Raw genomic sequence first — 19926 nt, forward strand, 5'->3', positions numbered from 1 at the left:
AAGGCGAAAGTCAGGTGGCATGCGGGTTGCAGGCGGGATCGAGGCGGCCAGGTCGTTCGGCCAAAGGTGTCTCCGAGCTTGCCTCGGGACACCTTCTTCCTGTGGATAACTCAGTGGGTAACGTGTGGGACGGATGGGGGCAGGCTGTGATCAGTACTCGATCACCACGTCGCCCTTGGGCACGCTGCAGCAGGACAGGATGTAGCCTTCGGCGACGTCTTCGTCGGTGATCCCGCCGTTGTGCTCCATCTCCACCTCGCCCGAGCGCTTCATCACCTTGCAGGTGCCGCAGATACCCATGCCGCAGGCCTTCGGAATATGCAGGCCGAGTTGGGCGGCGGCGGCGTGGACGGTCTCGCCGGGCGCCACGCGGATGCTCTTGCCGGTCTCGCAGAACTCGACGAGGTTCTGATCGGCCAGCGGCACGGCCGGCGCCTCGGCAGCTTCGGCGGCCAGCTCCTTCACGTCGGCGCGCACTTCCGGCGGGGTCGGGCCGAAGGCTTCCTCGTGGTAGCGCGACATGTCGTAGCCCTCGGCTTCGAGCAGGCGCTTCACCGCGTGCATGTAGGGCGTCGGGCCGCAGCAGAACACCTCGCGCTCGAGGAAGTCAGGCGCCATCAGTTGCAGCATCGCCTTGTTCAGGAAGCCCCGGTAGCCGGCCCAGGACTCGCCCATTTCGTACTTCTCGCAGATCAGGTGCAGCTTGAAGTTGTTGATCCGCGAGTTCATGTGCTCCAGCTCGCGGTGGTAGATGATGTCCTTGGGCGTGCGCGCACTGTGCACGAAGACCATGTCGACGTTGCCGTTGGTGTCGAAGAACCAGCGCGACATGGACATCACCGGGGTGATGCCGACGCCGCCGGAGAGGAATAGCACCTTTTCGGCGGGAAAATCGATGGCGTTGAAGTTGCCCACCGGCCCGTGCACCGGGACCTGGTCGCCTTCCTTGAGGTTGTCGTGCAGCCAGTTGGAGACCTTGCCGCCGGGCACGCGCTTGATGGTGATGGAGAAGCTGTAGGGCACCGAGGGCGAGCTGGAGATGGTGTAGGAGCGCATGATCGGCTGGCCTTCGATCTCCAGCTCCAGGGTGACGAACTGCCCCGGCTTGAAGAAGAACATGATCGGCGCGTCGGCCATGAAGCAGAAGGTGCGCACATCCCAGGTTTCCTGGATGGCTTTCACGCAGCGCACCAGGTGGCGGCCGTTGGCCCAGGTCTGGGTGTTGACCGGGTTGAGGAAGGTGTTCGTCGACATGCTGTCTCTCCGCGCACGCGGGCCGTGCTGGGCCTGATGGGGCAGCGCCGGGCCCCATTCGCCTACGTCGCTTGAGCGTAGAAAGCACGGGGCCTTTCGGCATGCCTGATGGGGCGGATTGTGTGCACGACGTCAGCCGCTGCATTTACCTGCCAGCGACATTTGCATGCTTATCGCGACCTGCCGCCTGGCACGTGCCCTTGCGCGTCGGGAAATGATCTGGCCGTGTCGCCCATGGATAAGGGTATTCCCGGCTCGCGGCCCCACACTCAGCTCCATGCCGAGCAACCCCAAACGGTTGAACGAGGACAGCGGGAAAGCGCACTCGGCGCGCTGCGCACCTGCTGCCAATGCCCTGCGTGGCAAACCGTATCAGCCACTTATTTCCGCCGGCAGCCAGCGCGGCTGCGGCATGAGGACTAGCAATGGACGTCACTACTACCCTGAGTCTGGGCGACCCGCTGGAACCGGCCCGCAAGGCCACCGCCGAGATGCTGCGCAGCCGCGACCACAGCTTCTCGCTGCCGCAGCCCTTCTACAACGACGAGCGCCTGTTCCAGCTGGACATGCAGGAGATCTTCCACAAGGAATGGTTGATCGCCGGCATGACCTGCGAGATCCCCGCCAAGGGCAACTTCCTCACCCTGCAGATCGGCGACAACCCGGTGATCGTCCTGCGCGGTGCCGAGGGCAAGATCCACGCCTTCCACAACGTCTGCCGCCACCGTGGCTCGCGCCTGTGCGTCAGCGACAAGGGCAAGGTCGCCAAGCTGGTCTGCCCCTACCACCAGTGGACCTACGAGCTGGACGGCCGCCTGCTGTTCGCCGGCACCGAGATGGGCGCCGACTTCGACATGAAGGACTACAGCCTGAAACCGGTGAACGTGAAGACCGCCGGCGGTTACATCTTCATCTCGCTGTCGGAGAACCCGCCGGCCATCGATGACTTCCTGCGTACGCTCGAGCACTACATGGAGCCGTACGACATGGAGAACACCAAGGTCGCGGTGCAGACCACGCTGATGGAAAAGGCCAACTGGAAGCTGGTGCTGGAGAACAACCGCGAGTGCTACCACTGCAACGGTTCGCACCCGGAGCTGCTGAACACCCTGCTGGAGTGGGACGACGTTACCGACCCGCGCGCCAGCCAGGCGTTCAAGGACCAGGTTGCCGCCTGCACCACCGCCTGGGATGCCGAGAAGATTCCCTACGCCCACGCCAGCTTTGGCCTGCGTAACCGCATCGTGCGCATGCCGCTGCTGCAGGGCACCGTGTCCATGACCATGGACGGCAAGCAGGGCAGCAAGAAGCTCATGGGCCGCATCCAGAACCCGGACCTGGGCTCGATGCGCATCCTGCACCTGCCGCACTCGTGGAACCACTGCATGGGCGACCACCTGATCGTCTTCACCGTGTGGCCGATCAGCGCGCAGCAGACCATGGTCACCACCAAGTGGCTGGTGCACAAGGATGCGGTGGAAGGCGTCGACTACGACGTCGCCCGCCTGCGCGAAGTCTGGGATGCCACCAACGACCAGGACCGTCGCCTGGCCGAAGAGAACCAGCGCGGCATCAACTCCACCGCCTACCAGCCGGGGCCGTACTCCAAGACCTACGAGTTCGGCGTGATCAACTTCCTCGACTGGTACAGCGAGCGGATGCTCAACAACCTGGGCGAAGAGTCCGCCCACGCCCGCCTGGTCGCCGAGAAGTAAGCCCTAGCCACCTAGCGCCCCCGTTTCGGGGGCGTTGTCGTTGCGCGCTGTCGTAACTGAGGAATCCACGTGGACGCCATGCTCTTCTACAGCAGCTCCGCTTTCGTCACCGGCCTGGTGGCGTGGAACCTCTTTGCCTGCTGGCGCAAGCGCTGAAGGCGGCTTTCCGTAGGAGCGAGCTTGCTCGCGAACCTCTTCCTGGCGGGCTAGGCACCGCCGCCGTATCACCCACTCCCCAGCCAGGGTTAGGGAGAGGGCGCTCTCAGCTCTCACGCTGCGTCCCGTAACGAAGAGCGTTCGCGAGCAAGCTCGCTCCTACAGGGAGTGCGAGCCAAGCCATTCGCGCCCTCCAGCTCCCGCATTCCCCAGCACGACGCAAACGCTGTCGCCCATGTCGCGAGGTTGACGCTTTCGGCACGACCCTGGTCGTTTTCGAACCGGGTCGCCTCCGGGGGCAGGGATATCCTGCCTGCAAAGCGTGGGCACAAGTCCCGCCGCACCAGCCTTGCCTGAATAGAGAGACGCCAAGATGAGCCCAGCCGAACTTCACGCCGACAGCATCGTCATCGATGGCCTGATCATCGCCAAGTGGAACCGCGAGCTGTTCGAGGACATGCGCAAGGGCGGCCTGACCGCCGCGAACTGCACCGTGTCGGTGTGGGAAGGTTTCCAGGCCACGGTGAACAACATCGCCGCCAGCCAGAAGCTGATCCGCGAGAACAGCGACCTGGTGATTCCGGTGCGCACCACCGCCGACATCCGCCGGGCCAAGGAACAGGGCAAGACAGGCATCCTCTTCGGCTTCCAGAACGCCCATGCGTTCGAGGACCAGATCGGCTACGTCGAGGTGTTCAAGCAGCTGGGCGTGGGCATCGTGCAGATGTGCTACAACACCCAGAACCTGGTCGGCACCGGCTGCTACGAGCGCGACGGCGGCCTCTCCGGCTTCGGTCGCGAGATCGTCGCGGAGATGAACCGCGTCGGCATCATGTGCGACCTGTCCCACGTCGGCTCGAAGACGTCCGAGGAAGTCATCCTCGAGTCGAAGAAGCCCGTCACCTATTCCCACTGCCTGCCGTCGGGCCTGAAAGAGCACCCGCGCAACAAGTCCGACGCCGAGCTGAAGTTCATCGCCGACCACGGCGGCTTCGTCGGCGTGACCATGTTCGCGCCCTTCCTCGCCAAGGGCATCGACTCGACCATCGACGACTATGCCGAAGCCATCGAGTACGTGATGAACATCGTCGGCGAGGACGCCATCGGCATTGGCACCGACTTCACCCAGGGCCACGGCCAGGACTTCTTCGAGTGGCTGACCCACGACAAGGGTTACGCCCGTCGCCTCACCAACTTCGGAAAGATCGTCAACCCGCTGGGCATCCGCACCGTGGGCGAATTCCCCAACCTGACCGAAACCCTGCTCAAGCGCGGCATGCCCGAGCGCGTGGTACGCAAGGTCATGGGCGAGAACTGGGTGCGCGTCCTCGGCGAAGTCTGGGGCGAGTGATCCGCTTTTCCCCCTCTCCCTCTGGGAGAGGGCCGGGGTGAGGGCTGCTGCGCTCACCCGTAGAACCCCTCACCCCAACCCTCTCCCCCAGCGAGAGGGAGCCAAAAGAATTGGAGCGAAACCTCATGGCCAAACACGCCCCCGAACTGCCCATCGAAGTCGACAGCGAAACCGGCGTCTGGACCACCGACGCCCTGCCGATGCTCTACGTGCCGCGGCACTTCTTCGTCAACAACCACATGGGCATCGAGGAAGAGCTGGGCGCCGAGCGCTATGCCGAAATCCTCTACAAGGCCGGCTACAAGTCCGCCTGGCACTGGTGCGAGAAGGAAGCCGAGTGCCACGGCCTGGTCGGCGTGGAAGTCTTCGAGCACTACATGAAGCGCCTGTCCCAGCGCGGCTGGGGCCTGTTCCAGATCGAGCAGATCGACCTCGATGCGGGGACTGCGCAGGTGCGCCTGAAGCACTCGGCCTTCGTCTACGTCTACGGCAAGGTCAACCGCAAGGTCGACTACATGTTCACCGGCTGGTTCGCCGGCGCCATGGACCAGATTCTCCAGGCCCGCGGCAGCGACATCCGCACCGTGGCCGAGCAGGTCTACAGCGGCGCCGAGGAAGGCCATGACGACGGCCTGTTCGTCGTCAAACCCCTCTGATCCTTCGCCCTTGTAGGAGCGAGCTTGCTCGCGAACAAGCAGCCGCAAGGCCGCCAGACAACAAGAAACCTCTGATCCCGTGAGGATGCCGCAATGGCTTTCGAGTCTATGTTCCAGCCGATCCAGATCGGCAAGCTGACCATCCGCAACCGCGTGCTCTCCACCGCTCACGCCGAGGTCTACGCCACCGACGGCGGGATGACCACCGAGCGCTACGTGAAGTACTACGAGGAGAAGGCCAAGGGCGGCATCGGCCTGGCCATCTGCGGCGGTTCCTCCGTGGTCGCCATCGACAGCCCGCAGGAATGGTGGAGCTCGGTGAACCTCTCCACCGACCGCATCATCCCTCACTTCCAGAACCTGGCTGACGCCATGCACAAGCATGGCGCCAAGATCATGATCCAGATTACCCACATGGGCCGCCGCTCGCGCTGGGACGGTTTCAACTGGCCGACCCTGATGTCGCCGTCGGGCATTCGCGAGCCCGTGCACCGCGCCACCTGCAAGACCATCGAGCCGGAAGAGATCTGGCGGGTGATCGGCAACTACGCGCAGGCCGCACGCCGGGCGAAGGAAGGCGGCCTGGATGGCGTCGAGCTGTCCGCCGTGCACCAGCACATGATCGACCAGTTCTGGAGCCCGCGCGTCAACAAGCGGACCGACGAGTGGGGCGGCACCTTCGAAGGCCGCATGAAGTTCGGCCTGGAAGTGCTCAAGGCCGTGCGCAAGGAAGTCGGCGACGACTTCTGCGTCGGCATGCGGATCTGCGGTGACGAGTTCCACCCGGACGGCCTCACCCACGACGACATGAAGCAGATCGCCAAGTACTACAGCGATACCGGCATGATCGACTTCATCGGCGTGGTCGGTTCGGGCTGCGACACCCACAACACCCTGGCCAACGTCATCCCGAACATGACCTACCCGCCGGAGCCGTTCCTGCACCTGGCGGCCGGCATCAAGGAAGTGGTCAACGTACCGGTGCTGCACGCGCAGAACATCAAGGACCCGAACCAGGCCACGCGCATCCTCGAAGGCGGCTACGTGGACATGGTCGGCATGACCCGCGCGCACATCGCCGACCCGCACCTGATCGCCAAGATCAAGATGGGCCAGATCGACCAGATCAAGCAGTGCGTCGGCGCCAACTACTGCATCGACCGCCAGTACCAGGGTCTGGATGTGCTGTGCATCCAGAACGCCGCCACGTCCCGTGAATACATGGGCGTGCCGCACATCATCGAGAAGACCACCGGCGTGAAGCGCAAGGTCGTGGTCGTCGGCGGTGGCCCGGCCGGCATGGAAGCGGCGCGCGTCGCCGCCGAGCGGGGTCACGACGTCACCCTGTTCGAGAAGAAGGAGCAGCTTGGCGGGCAGATCACCACGGCCTCGAAAGCGCCGCAGCGCGACCAGATCGCCGGCATCACCCGCTGGTACCAACTGGAGCTGGCGCGGCTGAATGTCGACCTGCGCCTGGGCACCGGCGCGGACGCCGACACCATCCTGGACCTGCGCCCCGACGTGGTGGTGCTGGCCAACGGCGGCCATCCGTTCCTCGAGCAGAACGAACACTGGGGCGCCGCCGACGGGCTGGTGGTCAGCAGCTGGGACGTGCTCGACGGCAAGGTGGCGCCGGGCAAGAACGTGCTGGTCTACGACACCATCTGCGAATTCAGCGGCATGTCGGTGGCGGACTTCCTCGCCGACAAGGGCGCCCAGGTCGAGATCGTCACCGACGACATCAAGCCCGGCGTAGCCATCGGCGGCACCACCTTCCCGACCTACTACCGCAGCATGTACCCCAAGGAAGTGATCATGACCGGCGACCTGATGCTGGAAAAGGTCTACCGCGAGGGCGACAAGCTGGTGGCGGTGCTGGAGAACGAATACACCGGCGCCAAAGAGGAGCGGGTGGTCGACCAGATCGTCGTCGAGAACGGCGTGCGCCCGGACGAGAGCCTGTACTACGCGCTCAAACAGGGCTCGCGCAACAAGGGGCAGATCGACGTCGAGGCGCTGTTCGCGATCAAGCCGCAGCCGTGCCTTTCCGAGCCAGGCGAAGGTTACCTGCTGTTCCGCATCGGCGACTGCGTGGCACAGCGCAACACCCATGCGGCGATCTATGACGCGCTGCGCCTGTGCAAGGACTTCTGATTCAGGCCCGCTAAGGACCTCCGGTTGGCTCGGATAGCTCCCTCTCCCGCTTGCGGGAGAGGGCGGGGGGAGAGGGTGTTTCAGGCCATGCGCAGTGCCGGCTCGAACGCCCTCTCCCTAACCCTCTCCCTGAAGGGAGAGGGGACTGCTCTGGAGTCCCCATTTCGGTCCCTGCGAGGAGACCAATGACAATGCTCAACATCATCCTCCCCATCCTGCTCTTCGCCGCCCTCGGCCTCGCCGTGCTGGGCGCCGTGAAGCGCTTCGCGATGTGGCGCCGTGGCCGGCCCGCCCAGGTTGACTGGATCGGCGGCCTGCTGAAGATGCCGCGTCGCTACCTGGTGGACCTGCACCATGTGGTCGAGCGCGACAAGTACATGTCGAAAACCCACGTGGCCACTGCCGGCGGCTTCGTGCTGGCCGCGCTGCTGGCCATCCTGGTGCACGGTTTCGGCCTGCACAGTCGCATTCTCGGCTTCGCCCTGCTGGCCGCCACTGCGCTGATGTTCTGCGGCGCGCTGTTCGTCGCCAAGCGCCGCCTCGACCCGCCGTCACGGCTGTCGAAAGGCCCGTGGATGCGCCTGCCGAAAAGCCTGCTGATGTTCTCGGCGAGCTTCTTCATCGCCACCCTGCCGGTGGCGGGCATCCTGCCGGAAGGTTTCGGCGGGTGGTTCCTCGCAGCCATCCTCGCCATCGGCGTGGCCTGGGGCGTGTCCGAGCTGTTCTTCGGCATGACCTGGGGCGGCCCGATGAAGCACGCCTTCGCCGGTGCCCTGCACCTGGCCTGGCACCGTCGTTCGGAGCGCTTCGGTGGCGGCCGCTCCACCGGCCTCAAACCGCTGGACCTGCAGGACCCGATGGCGCCGCTGGGCGTCGAGAAGCCCACCGACTTCACCTGGAACCAGTTGCTCGGTTTCGACGCTTGCGTGCAGTGCGGCAAGTGCGAGGCCATGTGCCCGGCCTTCGCCGCCGGCCAGCCGCTGAACCCGAAGAAGCTCATCCAGGACATGGTCATCGGCCTCGCCGGTGGCAACGACGCCAACTTCGCCGGCTCCCCTTACCCATCCCTTGACGGCAGGGGTAAGCCATTGGGCGAACACAGCGGCGGTCCGCACCAGCCGATTGTCGCGCTGGACGGCAAGGCACTGGTGGATGCCGAAACCCTCTGGTCCTGCACCACCTGCCGCGCCTGCGTCGAGGAGTGCCCGATGATGATCGAGCACGTCGACGCCATCGTCGACATGCGCCGCCATCTCACCCTGGAAAAGGGCGCGACCCCGAACAAGGGTGCCGAGGTGCTGGAAAACCTCATCGCCACCGACAACCCCGGCGGCTTCGCTCCCGGCGGGCGGCTGAACTGGGCGGCGGACCTGAACCTGCCGTTGCTGGCCGACAAGCCGCAGACCGATGTGCTGTTCTGGGTCGGCGACGGCGCCTTCGACATGCGCAACCAGCGCACTCTGCGGTCCTTCGTGAAGATCCTCAAGGCCGCCAACGTCGACTTCGCCGTGCTCGGCCTGGAAGAGCGCGACAGCGGCGACGTGGCCCGTCGCCTGGGTGACGAAGCCACCTTCCAGACCCTGGCCAAGCGCAACATCGCCACCCTGGCCAAGTACCGCTTCAAGCGCATCGTCAGCTGCGACCCGCACAGCTTCCATGTGCTGAAGAACGAGTACGGCGCGCTGGGCGGCAACTACCAGGTGCTGCACCACACGACCTTCATCGATGAACTGGTGCAGAAGGGCTCGCTGAATCTCGGCCAGAGCAAGGCCGGCAGCGTGACCTACCACGACCCGTGCTACCTCGGCCGCTACAACGGCGAGTACGAAGCGCCGCGCGCCGTGCTCAAGGCCATCGGTATCGAGGTCAAGGAAATGCAGCGTTCCGGCTTCCGCTCGCGTTGCTGCGGCGGTGGCGGCGGCGCGCCGATCACCGACATCCCCGGCAAGCAGCGGATTCCCGACATGCGCATGGCCGACATCAAGGAAACCGGCGCTGAGCTGGTGGCCGTCGGTTGCCCGCAATGCACCGCGATGCTCGAAGGCGTGGTCGCGCCGCGCCCGGAGATCAAGGACATCGCCGAACTGGTCGCCGAGGTCCTCATCGAGGCCACCGAGGTGCCGGCAAAAAAGCCTTCGCTGGCGCGCCGTGAAGAAACGGCGGAGGTGCACTGATGACTCTCCAGACTCGTACGCTGCACGAACCTGTAGGAGCGAGCTTGCTCGCGAACCGCCCCAACTTCGGTGCTGATCCGTTCGCGAGCAAGCTCGCTCCTACAATAAAGAACCGCCCTCTGGAGGCCCAGCCATGAGCGACATCATCCGCCGCGACCCGCGCGCCGAGTGGATCGCCCGCAACCGCCTGCACCCACTGCATGCGGCCATGCAGTCGGCCCAGGGCGGCGAAACCCGCTGGATGGGTCCCAACGGCGTGCTGCGCAAGAACCCCCACGCCGTCGGTTTCATCGGCCCCAATGGCGTCAAACGAATCGACCGCTCCGGTGGTCAGCAGGGCACGGGCGGCAAGCGCAGCAGCGCGCCGGAAGTGGTGCAGCTGCCGCTGGTAACCCTCGAGCAACCGGCCTTCCTGATTGCCGTGGTGCCGGACATGGTCGGCGGCCGCCTTTCCAGCCACGACCGCGACCTGCTGGGCCTGGCTCGTAAGCTCGCCGGCAGCGACGGCGCGGTGCTGGCCGTGATCTTCGGCGAGCACAAGGAAAGCGCCTTCGATACCGCCGGCGTCGACCGTCTGCTGCAGATCGAGGGTAACGAATACGACGGCTATGCGCCGGAGCAACGCGTCCTGGCGCTGCGCTCGGCCAACAGCCAGTTTGCCCCGCGCCACTGGCTGCTGCCCGACAGCCGCAGCGGCGGCGGCGAACTCGGCCGCCGATTGGCCGCGAGCCTGGGCGAACGCCCGGCGACCCGCGTCTGGCAGGCCGAGGGCGAACGCTGCGTCGGCCGCGCCGGCGCCGGCCAGCAGGACCTGCACCGCGAGCTGCCACGCCTGATCCTGGCCGCCGCCGAGTGCGCCGAGCCGGTCAGCGAGACTCGTCATGAAGCCCGCGCGGTGGAGCTGGATTCCAGCGTTGCGCGCAATATCCCGCGCATCGAAGACCTCGGCCCGGTGGCCGTGGACCCGGCGCAGATTCCCATGGCCGAAGCGGAATTCATCCTCTCCGGCGGCAATGGGGTGAAGGACTGGGACCTGTTCCACCGCGCCGCTGTCGCCCTTGGCGCCACCGAGGGTGCTTCCCGCGTGGCGGTGGACGACGGCCACATGCCGCGCGCGCGCCAGGTCGGCGCCACCGGGACCTGGGTCACCGCGCGGGTCTATCTGGCGGTCGGCATTTCCGGGGCGATCCAGCATCTGCAGGGCATCGGCTCCTGCGACAAGGTGGTGGCGATCAACATGGACCCGGGCTGCGACATGATCAAACGCGCCGATCTCTCGGTGATCGGTGATTCCACGGCGATCCTCAAGGCGCTGATGGCCCTGGCCGACGCCCATCGCAATGGAGCGGCGCGCGATGCAGCCTGAATCCGGAATGCCCTTCGCAGGAGCGAGGGGGACGCCATCGTCATTGCTCGCGAACCTGCCAAGCCCAGAGATTCGCGAGCAAGCTGGCTCCTACACCGCTTCCGAGGTGTCTCATGAATGACCTGAACATCGTCGCCCTGGTTTCCATCGGCGCCCACCCGGCCTCCGGTCGTGCGCGCCGCGCCGACCAGGATGCCCGCGCGGTAGAGCTGGGCATGGGCCTCGCCGGCAAGCGCCTGCGCGTGGTACATGCCGGTGATGCCGCAGAGGAGGCGCTGCGCAGCTACCTCGGCATGGGCCTGGACGAACTGGCCGTGCTCGAGCAACCCGCTGGCGCCGATGCCCTGCCGGCGCTGGCGGTCTACCTGGGCGACAGCGATGCGCAACTGGTGCTCACCGGCACCCAGGCGGAAACCGGTGAAGGCTCCGGCATGTTGCCGTTCCTGCTGGCCGAGCGCCTGGGCTGGCCGCTGGTGGTCGGTCTGGCGGAAGTGGAGAAGGTGGAAGGCGGAAGCGCCCAGGTATTGCAGGCACTGCCCCGTGGCCAGCGCCGCCGGCTGAAGGTGCGCCTGCCCTTCGTCGCCAGCGTCGATAACGCCGCGCCGGTGGCTCGCCAGAGCGCTTTCGGTCCGGCTCGCCGTGGCTATCTGGAGGCGCACGAAGTTGAGGTAGTGGAAGATCCACTGCTCGCCGAGGGCAACCTGCAACCGGCGCGCCCGCGTCCCAAGCGCCTGAAGGTGATCAAGGCCAAGACCGGCGCCGAGCGTATGAAGGCCGCCACCGCCAAGGCTTCCGGTGGTACCGGGCAAGTGCTCAAGGACGTTACGCCGGAGGCCGGCGCGGAGGCGATCTTCAAGCTGCTGCGCGAGGAAGGCGTGATTCGCATCTGACGTTACAGCTTTGGTAGGAGCGAGCTTGCTCGCGAACAATCCCCGCAGCGGGGCAATTCGCGAGCAAGCTCGCTCCTACAAAATCTCTCCTTTGCTTCCGTGCGAGCGGACCTTGTCCGCGAATTACCTGTCCAAATCGCGGTGGCAGTCGGAAATCGTTGAAATAGCACGAGAATTATCTCGTAAGCTATTGAATTGACAGCATACGGCTTGTCAGAAGATCGCCGTTTCCGCTGGCCCCGCCGCGCCCCTTTCTTTATCCTCCGCACCCTTTGAAAGGCTTTGCGGAGGCTCCCATGCTCGATTCCACCCTCGAACAACTTGAACAGCTGGTCGCCGAACTGCTGCAGCAGAATGAAGTGCTGGTGCAGGACAACGCCACTGTGCGTGAAGAGCTGCTCAAGGCCCGTGAGGAAAACGACACGCTGCAACTGTCGCTCATGGAGCAGGAAGAGAAGCACAACGCGACCGCCGCTCGCCTGCAGGCACTGATCCGCCGCGTCAGCGACAGCCGCGCCTGCGCATGAGTGGCGACGGCGTCCGCGTCCTGCGCATTCTCGGGCGCGAATACAGCGTCCGGGCGCCGGCCGGTGAAGAGCGCCGGCTGCAGGACGCGGCCGCGCTGTTGCAGGCGGAGATCAGCGCCAGCAAGAAGAAATTCCCCTACGTCACCAGCAATGAGCTGATGGTGCTCTCCGCGCTCAACCTCTGCGCCCGCCAACTCGGCGCGCCGGACGAGGAGGGCGACGAGGCGGACGCCGTGGAGCGTATCGCCGCCCTCAATCGGCGGATTCTCGATCACCTGCAACGGCAGGACTGACCGTCTCTTCGTAGGAGCGAGCTTGCTCGCGAACCGCTCTTGCACCGATATCACGGGGTGTGGGGCGTGTTCGCGAGCAAGCTCGCTCCTACAGGTCTGTGCCCTGCGGTACCGTTCTGAGTCGCTGCCGTCTTCGCCTGGAAATTTGTGCCTACGCTTCCCCTCCCTCAGGAGTGGGACGCGCAGCCAGGGGGCGCGTGAGAACCGACCGTGGCGTACGAGCGGACTCGGTCCGCGATGCTTTGCGCCAATCCCAAATCCCAGGCAAAAAAATAGGGACACCGGGGTAAGCGGTGTCCCTTCTAAAGGAGAGTGGGCCAAGAGGCCCCTCAACCGGTGAGACGTGGCGCTTCGGGCAGGCCCGCAGCGCCGGGTATAAAAGAAGGGATCGGGGGTAACCAATCCCTGAAAGGTGAGGGAGGAATACTCCCCCTCAACCGGTGAGACGTGCCCGGCTCGCGCCGGGCGGATGATCAGGCGCGCAGCGGAATCAGGCGCGGGGCGATCATGTTTTCCGGCAGCAGGATGTCGGCCAGGGTGGCTTCGTCCAGCAGCTTCTCCTCGCGAACCAGTTCCAGTACGCCGCGGCCGGTTTCCAGCGCGGTCTTGGCGATGCGAGTGGAGTTCTCGTAGCCGATGTACGGGTTCAGCGCGGTAACCAGGCCGATGCTGTGCTCCACCAGCTGGTGGCAACGCTCGACGTTGGCGGTGATGCCGGTGATGCAATGCTCGCGCAGCATGTCCATGGCGCGCTGGAGCAGGCGGATCGAGTCGAAGATCTTGTAGGCGATCAGCGGTTCCATCACGTTCAGCTGCAGTTGGCCGCCTTCGGCCGCGATGGTCAGCGCCAGGTCGTTGCCCATGATTTCGAAGGCGCACATGTTCACCGCCTCCGGGATCACCGGGTTGACCTTGCCCGGCATGATCGAGCTGCCCGGCTGGCGCGGCGGCAGATTGATCTCGTTGATGCCGGTGCGCGGGCCGCTGGACAGCAGGCGCAGGTCGTTGCAGATCTTCGACAGCTTGACCGCGGTGCGCTTGAGCATGCCGGAGAACAGCACGAAGGCGCCCATGTCGGAGGTGGCTTCGATCAGGTCGGCAGCCGGGACGACCGGGTGGCCGCTGATTTCAGCCAGGCGCTCGACGGCGAGCTTCTGGTAGCCGGGGTCGGCGTTGATGCCGGTGCCGATCGCGGTGCCGCCGAGGTTCACTTCGGTCAGCAGTTCCGGCGCCAGGCGACGCAGGCGGTCGAGGTCTTCGCCCAGGGTGGTGGCGAAGGCATGGAATTCCTGGCCGAGGGTCATCGGCACCGCGTCCTGCAGCTGGGTACGGCCCATCTTCAGTACGCCGGCGAACTCGACGCCCTTGGCGGCGAAGGCCTGGATCAGGCTGTCGAGGCTGGCCAGCAGGGTGTCGTGGCCGAGCAGCAGGCCCAGGCGGATGGCGGTCGGGTAGGCGTCGTTGGTCGACTGCGCCATGTTCACGTCGTTGTTCGGGTGCAGGTACTTGTACTCACCCTTGGTGTGGCCCATGGCTTCCAGCGCGATGTTCGCGATCACTTCGTTCGCGTTCATGTTGGTGGAAGTACCGGCGCCACCCTGGATCATGTCCACCACGAACTGGTCGTGGAAGTCACCGCGGATCAGACGGGCACAGGCTTCGCTGATGGCAGCGTGCTTCTCGTTCGACAGGTGGCCAAGCTGGTGGTTGGCATCGGCTGCCGCTTGTTTGACCATCGCCAGGCCTACGACCAGCTTCGGGTAGTGCGACAGCGGCACGCCCGAGAGGCGGAAGTTGTTCACAGCGCGCAGGGTCTGGATGCCGAAGTAGGCGTCAGAAGGTACTTCGAGGGTGCCGAGGAGGTCTTTCTCGATGCGGAACGATGCAACAGGGGACATGACGGGGATTGTCTCAGGGAAACACGGCCAGTGCCGCGATGCCCGGTAGACTAGGGTTTTCGCCTTTCGTCGGCCAATGCTGTTAAAGGCTGCCTCATGCACGAACGGCATAATGTACCCTGTGACGAATTGATGACGGCGAGCGTGTGACTGTGCTACGCGCGCCCGGCTCCTGACCAATCGATCAACGTGTGAATGCGTTGGAGTTGACGTGAACCTCGAGACCAAATGGCTGGAAGACTTCAGCACCCTGGCCACCACCCGCAGTTTTTCCCAGGCCGCTGAAAAGCGCTTCGTTACCCAGCCGGCCTTCAGCCGGCGCATCCGCAGCCTGGAGGATGCCCTCGGCCTGACCCTGGTGAACCGCCAGCGCACGCCCATCGAGCTGACCGAAGCGGGGCAACTGTTCCTCGTCACCGCCCGCGCAGTCGTCGAGCAACTTGGCCAGGTGGTGCGCCACCTGCACCACCTGGAAGGCGGGCAGGGCGAGGTGCTGCAGTTCGCCGCCGCGCACTCCCTGGCGCTGGGTTTCTTCCCGGCCTGGATCTCGCGGCTGCGCTCCGAGGGCTTGAACATCGCCAGCCGCCTGGTGGCGACCAACGTCGGCGAGGCGGTACACCTGCTGCGCGAAGGCGGCTGCGACCTGATGATGGCCTTCTATGACCCGGACGCCGCGTTGCAGATGGACCCGGAAGTCTTCCCCTCGCTGCACCTGGGGCGCACCGAGATGCTGCCGGTGTGCGCGGTGAACTCCGCCGGCGTGCCGCTCTACGATCTGGACAGCGGCCAGAGCGTGCCGCTGCTGGCCTACAGTGCCGGCGCCTTCCTCGGTCGCGGGGTCAACCTGCTGCTGCGCCAGCGCAACCTGCGCTACACCACCGTCTATGAAACGGCGATGGCCGACAGCCTGAAGAGCATGGCGCTGCAGGGCATGGGCGTGGCCTGGGTGCCGCGCCTGAGCATGGAGTCGGAGCTGGCGCGCGGCGAGCTGGCCCTGTGCGGCGGCCCGCACTGGATCGTCCCGCAGGAAATCCGCCTGTACCGCTGCGCGCTGGTGCGCAAGGCGCAGATTCGCTTGCTCTGGCGCAAGCTCGAAGGTGGTCTGGGGCTGGACGAAACGCCATGACGGCGAGGCGGACGATCGGGGCTGTTCCGTTTATTTGATAAGCATTATCATTTGCGGCTTTCCAGGGTCTTCCCCTCGCGCCGGCTTCGGTGCGGACCGCTGGCGAGCACGCACCCCCGATGTCTCATTCCGACCGCCCGGCCGAGCCCTGCGCGGCGGACGCCCCGGCGTCCGCCGAATCGCTGCCGCGCGAGGATTTCCTCCGGGTATTCCTCTCCCAGCGTCCGCGTATGGAAGCCCTGGTGCGGCGCCGTGTCGGCTGCCGCGCCACGGCGGCGGACCTGGTGCAGGACTTGTTCCTGCGCTTCTGGAAGCGTCCGCAGGCCCCGGTGGAAGAGCTCGGCAGCTACCTGCTGCGTAGCGCTCGCAATCTCGCCATCGATCACCTGCGTGGGGAAGATTCGCGCGGCCGCACGCTGAGCGCGCTGCTACCCGATGAAGATGACGCCCAGCCCTCGCTGGAACAGGCGGTAGAGGCGGGCGCCGAGCTGGACCTTATAGAGGACGCGTTGCGGCAGTTGCCCGCGCGCACCCGCCACATCTTCCTGCTCAGCCGCGTACACGGCCGCACTTACGCTGAGATCGCCACCGCCATGGGGCTTTCCCAGAGCGCGGTGGAAAAACATATGATGCGCGCCCTCGATGCCTGCAAGGCGAGTCTTGAACTTGCCGCGCCGACCCATCGCCGTGGAGCCGCCGACCGATGAAATCCGAAATCGCCACCTCTGCCGAGGAAGCCCTGCGCCAGGCGCGCCAGTGGCTGCTGCGTTTGAACGACGCCGGTGGTGAAGCGTGGCTGGGCGCTTTCCAGGCTTGGCTGGCGGCCGATCCCAAGCACGCCCGTGCCTATGCCGAGGTCGATGCCTTGTGGCAGGCCAGCGCCGAGCCGGCGAAGCGGCTGGCGGCGGAAGAGGGCGATGCGCTGCACGCCTACCTGACTGCGTTGCACCGGCCCGTCCCACGCCGTGTGCAACGCAACCACCGACGCTGGGCCTACCCCCTGACTAGCGTGGCCTGCCTGCTGCTGATGCTCTGGGCCGGCGGCTGGTGGAAGTCGGGTAACTGGCTGACGGACCTTTCCGCCGATTACGTCAGTGCGCCGGGCGAAGTGCGCGAGATCACCCTGGACGACGGCTCGCGCCTGACCCTGGATGCGGACAGCGCCGTCGCCGTCTCCCTGGACGGCGAACAACGCCGCGTCGAGCTGCTGCGCGGCGCCGCTTCGTTTGCCGTGAAGCATCTGCCCAAGCCCTTCGTGGTGCGCGCCGGCGAGGGCGAAGCGCGAGTGCTGGGGACTGAGTTCGAAGTGCGTCGCCTGGGCGAGCAGACCCGTGTCACGGTCGCCGAAGGCCGCGTGTCGGTACGCGGCAGCCATGCGGTCGGCGTGCCGGAAGTGGTGCTGGGCGCGGGCGAACGCGTCAGCATCGATGGCACGAAACTGGGCAACGCACAGCCCGCCGACGCCCAGGCCGCACTGGCCTGGCGCCAGGGTTGGCTGACTTTCTATCGCGCGCCGCTGGGCGAGGTGCTGGAGCGCCTGGGCACCTACTACCCGGGGCGCATCGTGCTGCTCGACCAGGAGCTGGCGCAGCGCCGGGTCAGCGGCAGTTTCCGCAGCGCCGACCCGCAGGCTGCGCTGGATTCGCTGCAGGCGGTGGTGGGCTTCCGCCAGCAGCCGTTGCTCGGACGCTTCGTGCTGATTCGCTGAGCGCGAAAAATATTTTCGAAGAAGGGGTGAGGTACCGAGGCGGCTGCTCCGTGTAGTGGTTATGAATGCGATTTATTCGCATGTGGAATCGACCTTTCGAGCAAGTGAGCCCCCGATGACCCCGCTGCGCCGCGCTGTCCCCGAACTGCCCCTGAAACCGCTCGCTGCCTTCCTGCTCGGCACCGCCCTGGCTGTCGCGCAGGCTCCGGCCGCATTGGCCGAAGATGCTGCCGCCAGTTCCGCCCTGCAGGCGCGCTTCGGATTCGCCATCGCCGCCCAGCCGCTGCCCCAGGCACTCAGTGAGTTCAGCCGGGTGACTGGCCTGAGCGTGGTCTATACCGACGAGGCACCCTACGACCTCAAGGCTCCGGCGATTTCCGGCCAGCTCAGTGCCAACGATGCGCTGAACCGCCTGCTCGCCGGTTCAGGCTACCGCTTCCGCGCCCTCGATGGCCGCACTCTGACCCTGGAGCGCGTGCCGGCCGATACCCTGAGCCTCACCGACACCACCGTCACCGGCCAGGCCGCGTCCACCAGCTACCAGCCGGTGCCGGTGGCCTCCATCGGCCGCACTGACACGCCGGTGCTGGAAACCCCGCAGAGCATCGTCACCGTGCCGGCCCAGGCGCTGCGCGACCAGAAGCCACGCAACCTCGACGACGCGCTGGGCAACATCAGTGGTGTGACCCAGGCCAATACCCTCGGCGGCACCCAGGACGCGGTGATGAAGCGTGGCTTCGGTGACAACCGCGACGGTTCGATCATGCGCGATGGGCTGCCCTCGGTGCTGGGCCGCAACCTCACCGCCACTGCCGATCACGTCGAAGTGCTCAAGGGGCCGGCCTCACTGCTCTACGGCATCCAGGACCCGGGTGGCGTGGTCAACGTGGTGAGCAAGAAACCACAGTTGCAGCAGTACAACGCCGTCACCCTGCGTGGCTCGACCTACGCCCATGGCAAGCAAGGCAGCGGCGCGCAGATCGACACCACCGGCGCGCTGGGCGAGAGCAACCTGGCCTACCGGCTGATCGTCGATCACCAGGACGAGAACTACTGGCGCAACTTCGGCCAGCAACGCGAGACCCTGGTCGCGCCTTCGCTGGCCTGGTTCGGCGAGGACACCACGGTCAACCTCAGCTACGAACATCGCGAGTTCAAGACGCCGTTCGACCGTGGCACCGCCATCGACCCGCGCACCAACAAGCCGCTGGATATTCCGCGCACGCGCCGTCTGGACGAGCCATTCAACATCACCGAAGGCCGCTCCGACCTGACCCGACTGGACGTCGAGCACCGCATCGACGATGCCTGGAAAGCGCACTTCGCCTACGGCTGGACCCGCGAGACCTACGACGACAACCAGGCGCGGGTGACCAAGGTCAACAGCAACGGCACCGTTACCCGCCGTGTCGACGGCACCCACGGCGCGGTGAGTAGCGACAGCTTCGCCACCGCCGGGCTGAACGGTGACCTGCAGCTGGGCGGTTTTCGCCATGAAGTGACCTTCGGCATCGACAGCGAGAAGCGCAAGATCTACCGCGCCGACCTGATCCGCGACACCAAGAACACTACCTTCAACTACCTCGATCCGGTCTACGGGCAGATTTCTCCCGCCACCAGCGTCAGCGCCAACGACAGCGACCAGACCGACAAGCTGCGCAGCGATTCGCTGTTCCTGCAGGATTCCTGGCACCTGGACGAGCACTGGATTCTGGTGGCCGGCGGGCGCTACCAGATGTATGACCAGTACGCCGGGCGCGGCCGGCCGTTCAAGGCCAATACCGACATCAGCGGGCAGAAGTGGGTGCCGCGCGCGGGCGTGATCTACAAGATCAACGACGAGATGTCGCTGTATGGCAGCTACACCCAGTCATTCAAGCCCAACTCCACCATCGCGCCGTTGTCCACCGGCGAGGTGATCGACTCGGCGATCCAGCCGGAAGAGGCGACCTCCTGGGAGATCGGCGGCAAGCTCGACATCCCCGGTCGCGTCACTGCGAACCTGGCGTTCTTCGATATCCGCAAGCGCAACGTGATGGTCACCCAGCTCGACGCCAACGGCGACAGCCGCGTCAGCACCGCCGGCAAGGTGCGCTCCTATGGCGCGGAACTGGATGTCACCGGCCAACTGAGCGAGAACTGGAGCCTGATCGGCAGCTACGCCTGGCTGGATGCCGAGGTGACCGAAGACCCGGAGCTCGAAGGCAACCGCCTGCAGAACGTGGCCAAGGAAACTGCCTCGCTGGCAGCGGTGTATGACGCAGGCTCGATCTTCGGCGGCGACAACCTGCGCCTGGGCGGCGGCCCGCGCTACGTCGGCAAGCGCGCGGGCGACCCGGCCAACTCCTTCGAGCTGCCGTCCTATACCGTCACCGATGCCTTTGCCAGCTATGACACCCAGCTGGGCGGGCACAACGTCGGCTTCCAGTTCAACGTGAAGAACCTGTTCGACCGCGCCTACTACCCGTCGGCGGCGAACAACCTCTACGTCGCCGTCGGCGAGCCGCGGCAGTTCGAGATTTCCACGACAGTGGAGTTCTGAGGCAGGAGTGCTCGTTCGCCTGGCAAATACGCCGAGCCGCTGTTGCTCTTCGTAGGAGCGAGCTTGCTCGCGAACCCTGTGGCAGTGGCGTTACCTTGCAGAAGTGCCGCACGCTT

15 protein-coding genes are annotated in these 19926 nt (G+C 65.7%); 13 read left to right on the plus strand and 2 right to left on the minus strand.

Features of this window, described 5'->3' with window-relative positions; translation table 11 throughout:
* Positions 1–150: 150 nt before the first annotated feature.
* The gene (gene gbcB / locus AC2T4A_RS05505) at positions 151–1254 is read right to left on the minus strand and encodes a glycine-betaine demethylase subunit GbcB (protein ID WP_416744317.1); all 1104 of its coding nucleotides are present in this window, start codon (positions 1252–1254) and stop codon (positions 151–153) included.
* A 425-nt stretch (positions 1255–1679) separates the two neighbouring features.
* On the opposite strand from gbcB, the gene gbcA reads away from it, so the two are divergent.
* The 9 genes from gbcA to AC2T4A_RS05550 all read left to right on the plus strand — a co-directional run bounded on the left by gbcA (position 1680) and on the right by AC2T4A_RS05550 (position 12536).
* Positions 1680–2969: a glycine-betaine demethylase subunit GbcA gene (gbcA, locus tag AC2T4A_RS05510; RefSeq protein ID WP_416744318.1), complete on the plus strand. Its 1290-nt coding sequence runs from the start codon at positions 1680–1682 to the stop codon at positions 2967–2969.
* A 529-nt stretch (positions 2970–3498) separates the two neighbouring features.
* Complete coding sequence (locus tag AC2T4A_RS05515; RefSeq protein WP_416744320.1) at positions 3499–4476, plus strand: dipeptidase; 978 nt, start codon at positions 3499–3501, stop codon at positions 4474–4476.
* A 125-nt stretch (positions 4477–4601) separates the two neighbouring features.
* Positions 4602–5132, plus strand: coding sequence for a 4-vinyl reductase (locus AC2T4A_RS05520; protein WP_017521557.1), 531 nt, complete (start codon positions 4602–4604; stop codon positions 5130–5132).
* A gap of 93 nt (positions 5133–5225) precedes the next feature.
* Complete coding sequence (gene dgcA, locus AC2T4A_RS05525; RefSeq protein ID WP_486742886.1) at positions 5226–7286, plus strand: dimethylglycine demethylation protein DgcA; 2061 nt, start codon at positions 5226–5228, stop codon at positions 7284–7286.
* A gap of 191 nt (positions 7287–7477) precedes the next feature.
* Positions 7478–9460: a dimethylglycine demethylation protein DgcB gene (gene dgcB, locus AC2T4A_RS05530; protein ID WP_478377026.1), complete on the plus strand. Its 1983-nt coding sequence runs from the start codon at positions 7478–7480 to the stop codon at positions 9458–9460.
* Between the two features lie 133 nt (positions 9461–9593).
* Positions 9594–10826 (plus strand): electron transfer flavoprotein subunit alpha, encoded by a 1233-nt coding sequence (etfA, locus tag AC2T4A_RS05535; RefSeq protein ID WP_486742887.1) that lies wholly within the window; start codon positions 9594–9596, stop codon positions 10824–10826.
* Between the two features lie 113 nt (positions 10827–10939).
* Entirely contained in the window at positions 10940–11716 is a 777-nt protein-coding gene (etfB, locus tag AC2T4A_RS05540; protein WP_486742888.1) for an electron transfer flavoprotein subunit beta, read from the plus strand.
* A gap of 296 nt (positions 11717–12012) precedes the next feature.
* On the plus strand, positions 12013–12243 hold the full coding sequence (locus AC2T4A_RS05545; protein ID WP_486742889.1) for a hypothetical protein: 231 nt from the start codon (positions 12013–12015) through the stop codon (positions 12241–12243).
* Entirely contained in the window at positions 12240–12536 is a 297-nt protein-coding gene (locus tag AC2T4A_RS05550; protein WP_416744331.1) for a cell division protein ZapA, read from the plus strand. The genes AC2T4A_RS05545 and AC2T4A_RS05550 overlap by 4 nt, the downstream gene beginning before the upstream one ends.
* A 473-nt stretch (positions 12537–13009) precedes the next feature.
* Here AC2T4A_RS05550 and AC2T4A_RS05555 read toward each other — a convergent pair whose 3' ends face one another.
* The gene (locus AC2T4A_RS05555; RefSeq protein ID WP_045214106.1) at positions 13010–14434 is read right to left on the minus strand and encodes an aspartate ammonia-lyase; all 1425 of its coding nucleotides are present in this window, start codon (positions 14432–14434) and stop codon (positions 13010–13012) included.
* A 211-nt stretch (positions 14435–14645) separates the two neighbouring features.
* Here AC2T4A_RS05555 and AC2T4A_RS05560 point away from each other — a divergent pair, with 211 nt between their 5' ends.
* The 4 genes from AC2T4A_RS05560 to AC2T4A_RS05575 all read left to right on the plus strand — a co-directional run bounded on the left by AC2T4A_RS05560 (position 14646) and on the right by AC2T4A_RS05575 (position 19810).
* On the plus strand, positions 14646–15560 hold the full coding sequence (locus AC2T4A_RS05560; RefSeq protein ID WP_045214108.1) for a LysR substrate-binding domain-containing protein: 915 nt from the start codon (positions 14646–14648) through the stop codon (positions 15558–15560).
* A 119-nt stretch (positions 15561–15679) separates the two neighbouring features.
* Positions 15680–16267, plus strand: a complete 588-nt coding sequence (locus tag AC2T4A_RS05565; protein ID WP_486742890.1) for an RNA polymerase sigma factor — start codon at positions 15680–15682, stop codon at positions 16265–16267.
* Positions 16264–17268, plus strand: a complete 1005-nt coding sequence (locus AC2T4A_RS05570) for a FecR family protein (protein ID WP_486742891.1) — start codon at positions 16264–16266, stop codon at positions 17266–17268. Before AC2T4A_RS05565 ends, AC2T4A_RS05570 begins: the two co-directional genes overlap by 4 nt.
* Before the next feature lie 151 nt (positions 17269–17419).
* Positions 17420–19810 (plus strand): TonB-dependent siderophore receptor, encoded by a 2391-nt coding sequence (locus AC2T4A_RS05575; protein WP_486743651.1) that lies wholly within the window; start codon positions 17420–17422, stop codon positions 19808–19810.
* Positions 19811–19926 lie beyond the last annotated feature (116 nt).

The organism is Pseudomonas sp. PVC-3-1 (assembly GCF_057444315.1).

What these genes read in the sequence shown, in the direction of transcription:
- gbcB (WP_416744317.1), bottom strand. Translation starts at nt 1,254, where the DNA reads ATGTCGACGAACACCTTCCTCAACCCGGTCAACACCCAGACCTGGGCC.
- gbcA (WP_416744318.1), top strand. Translation starts at nt 1,680, where the DNA reads ATGGACGTCACTACTACCCTGAGTCTGGGCGACCCGCTGGAACCGGCC.
- AC2T4A_RS05515 (WP_416744320.1), top strand. Translation starts at nt 3,499, where the DNA reads ATGAGCCCAGCCGAACTTCACGCCGACAGCATCGTCATCGATGGCCTG.
- AC2T4A_RS05520 (WP_017521557.1), top strand. Translation starts at nt 4,602, where the DNA reads ATGGCCAAACACGCCCCCGAACTGCCCATCGAAGTCGACAGCGAAACC.
- dgcA (WP_486742886.1), top strand. Translation starts at nt 5,226, where the DNA reads ATGGCTTTCGAGTCTATGTTCCAGCCGATCCAGATCGGCAAGCTGACC.
- dgcB (WP_478377026.1), top strand. Translation starts at nt 7,478, where the DNA reads ATGCTCAACATCATCCTCCCCATCCTGCTCTTCGCCGCCCTCGGCCTC.
- etfA (WP_486742887.1), top strand. Translation starts at nt 9,594, where the DNA reads ATGAGCGACATCATCCGCCGCGACCCGCGCGCCGAGTGGATCGCCCGC.
- etfB (WP_486742888.1), top strand. Translation starts at nt 10,940, where the DNA reads ATGAATGACCTGAACATCGTCGCCCTGGTTTCCATCGGCGCCCACCCG.
- AC2T4A_RS05545 (WP_486742889.1), top strand. Translation starts at nt 12,013, where the DNA reads ATGCTCGATTCCACCCTCGAACAACTTGAACAGCTGGTCGCCGAACTG.
- AC2T4A_RS05550 (WP_416744331.1), top strand. Translation starts at nt 12,240, where the DNA reads ATGAGTGGCGACGGCGTCCGCGTCCTGCGCATTCTCGGGCGCGAATAC.
- AC2T4A_RS05555 (WP_045214106.1), bottom strand. Translation starts at nt 14,434, where the DNA reads ATGTCCCCTGTTGCATCGTTCCGCATCGAGAAAGACCTCCTCGGCACC.
- AC2T4A_RS05565 (WP_486742890.1), top strand. Translation starts at nt 15,680, where the DNA reads ATGTCTCATTCCGACCGCCCGGCCGAGCCCTGCGCGGCGGACGCCCCG.
- AC2T4A_RS05570 (WP_486742891.1), top strand. Translation starts at nt 16,264, where the DNA reads ATGAAATCCGAAATCGCCACCTCTGCCGAGGAAGCCCTGCGCCAGGCG.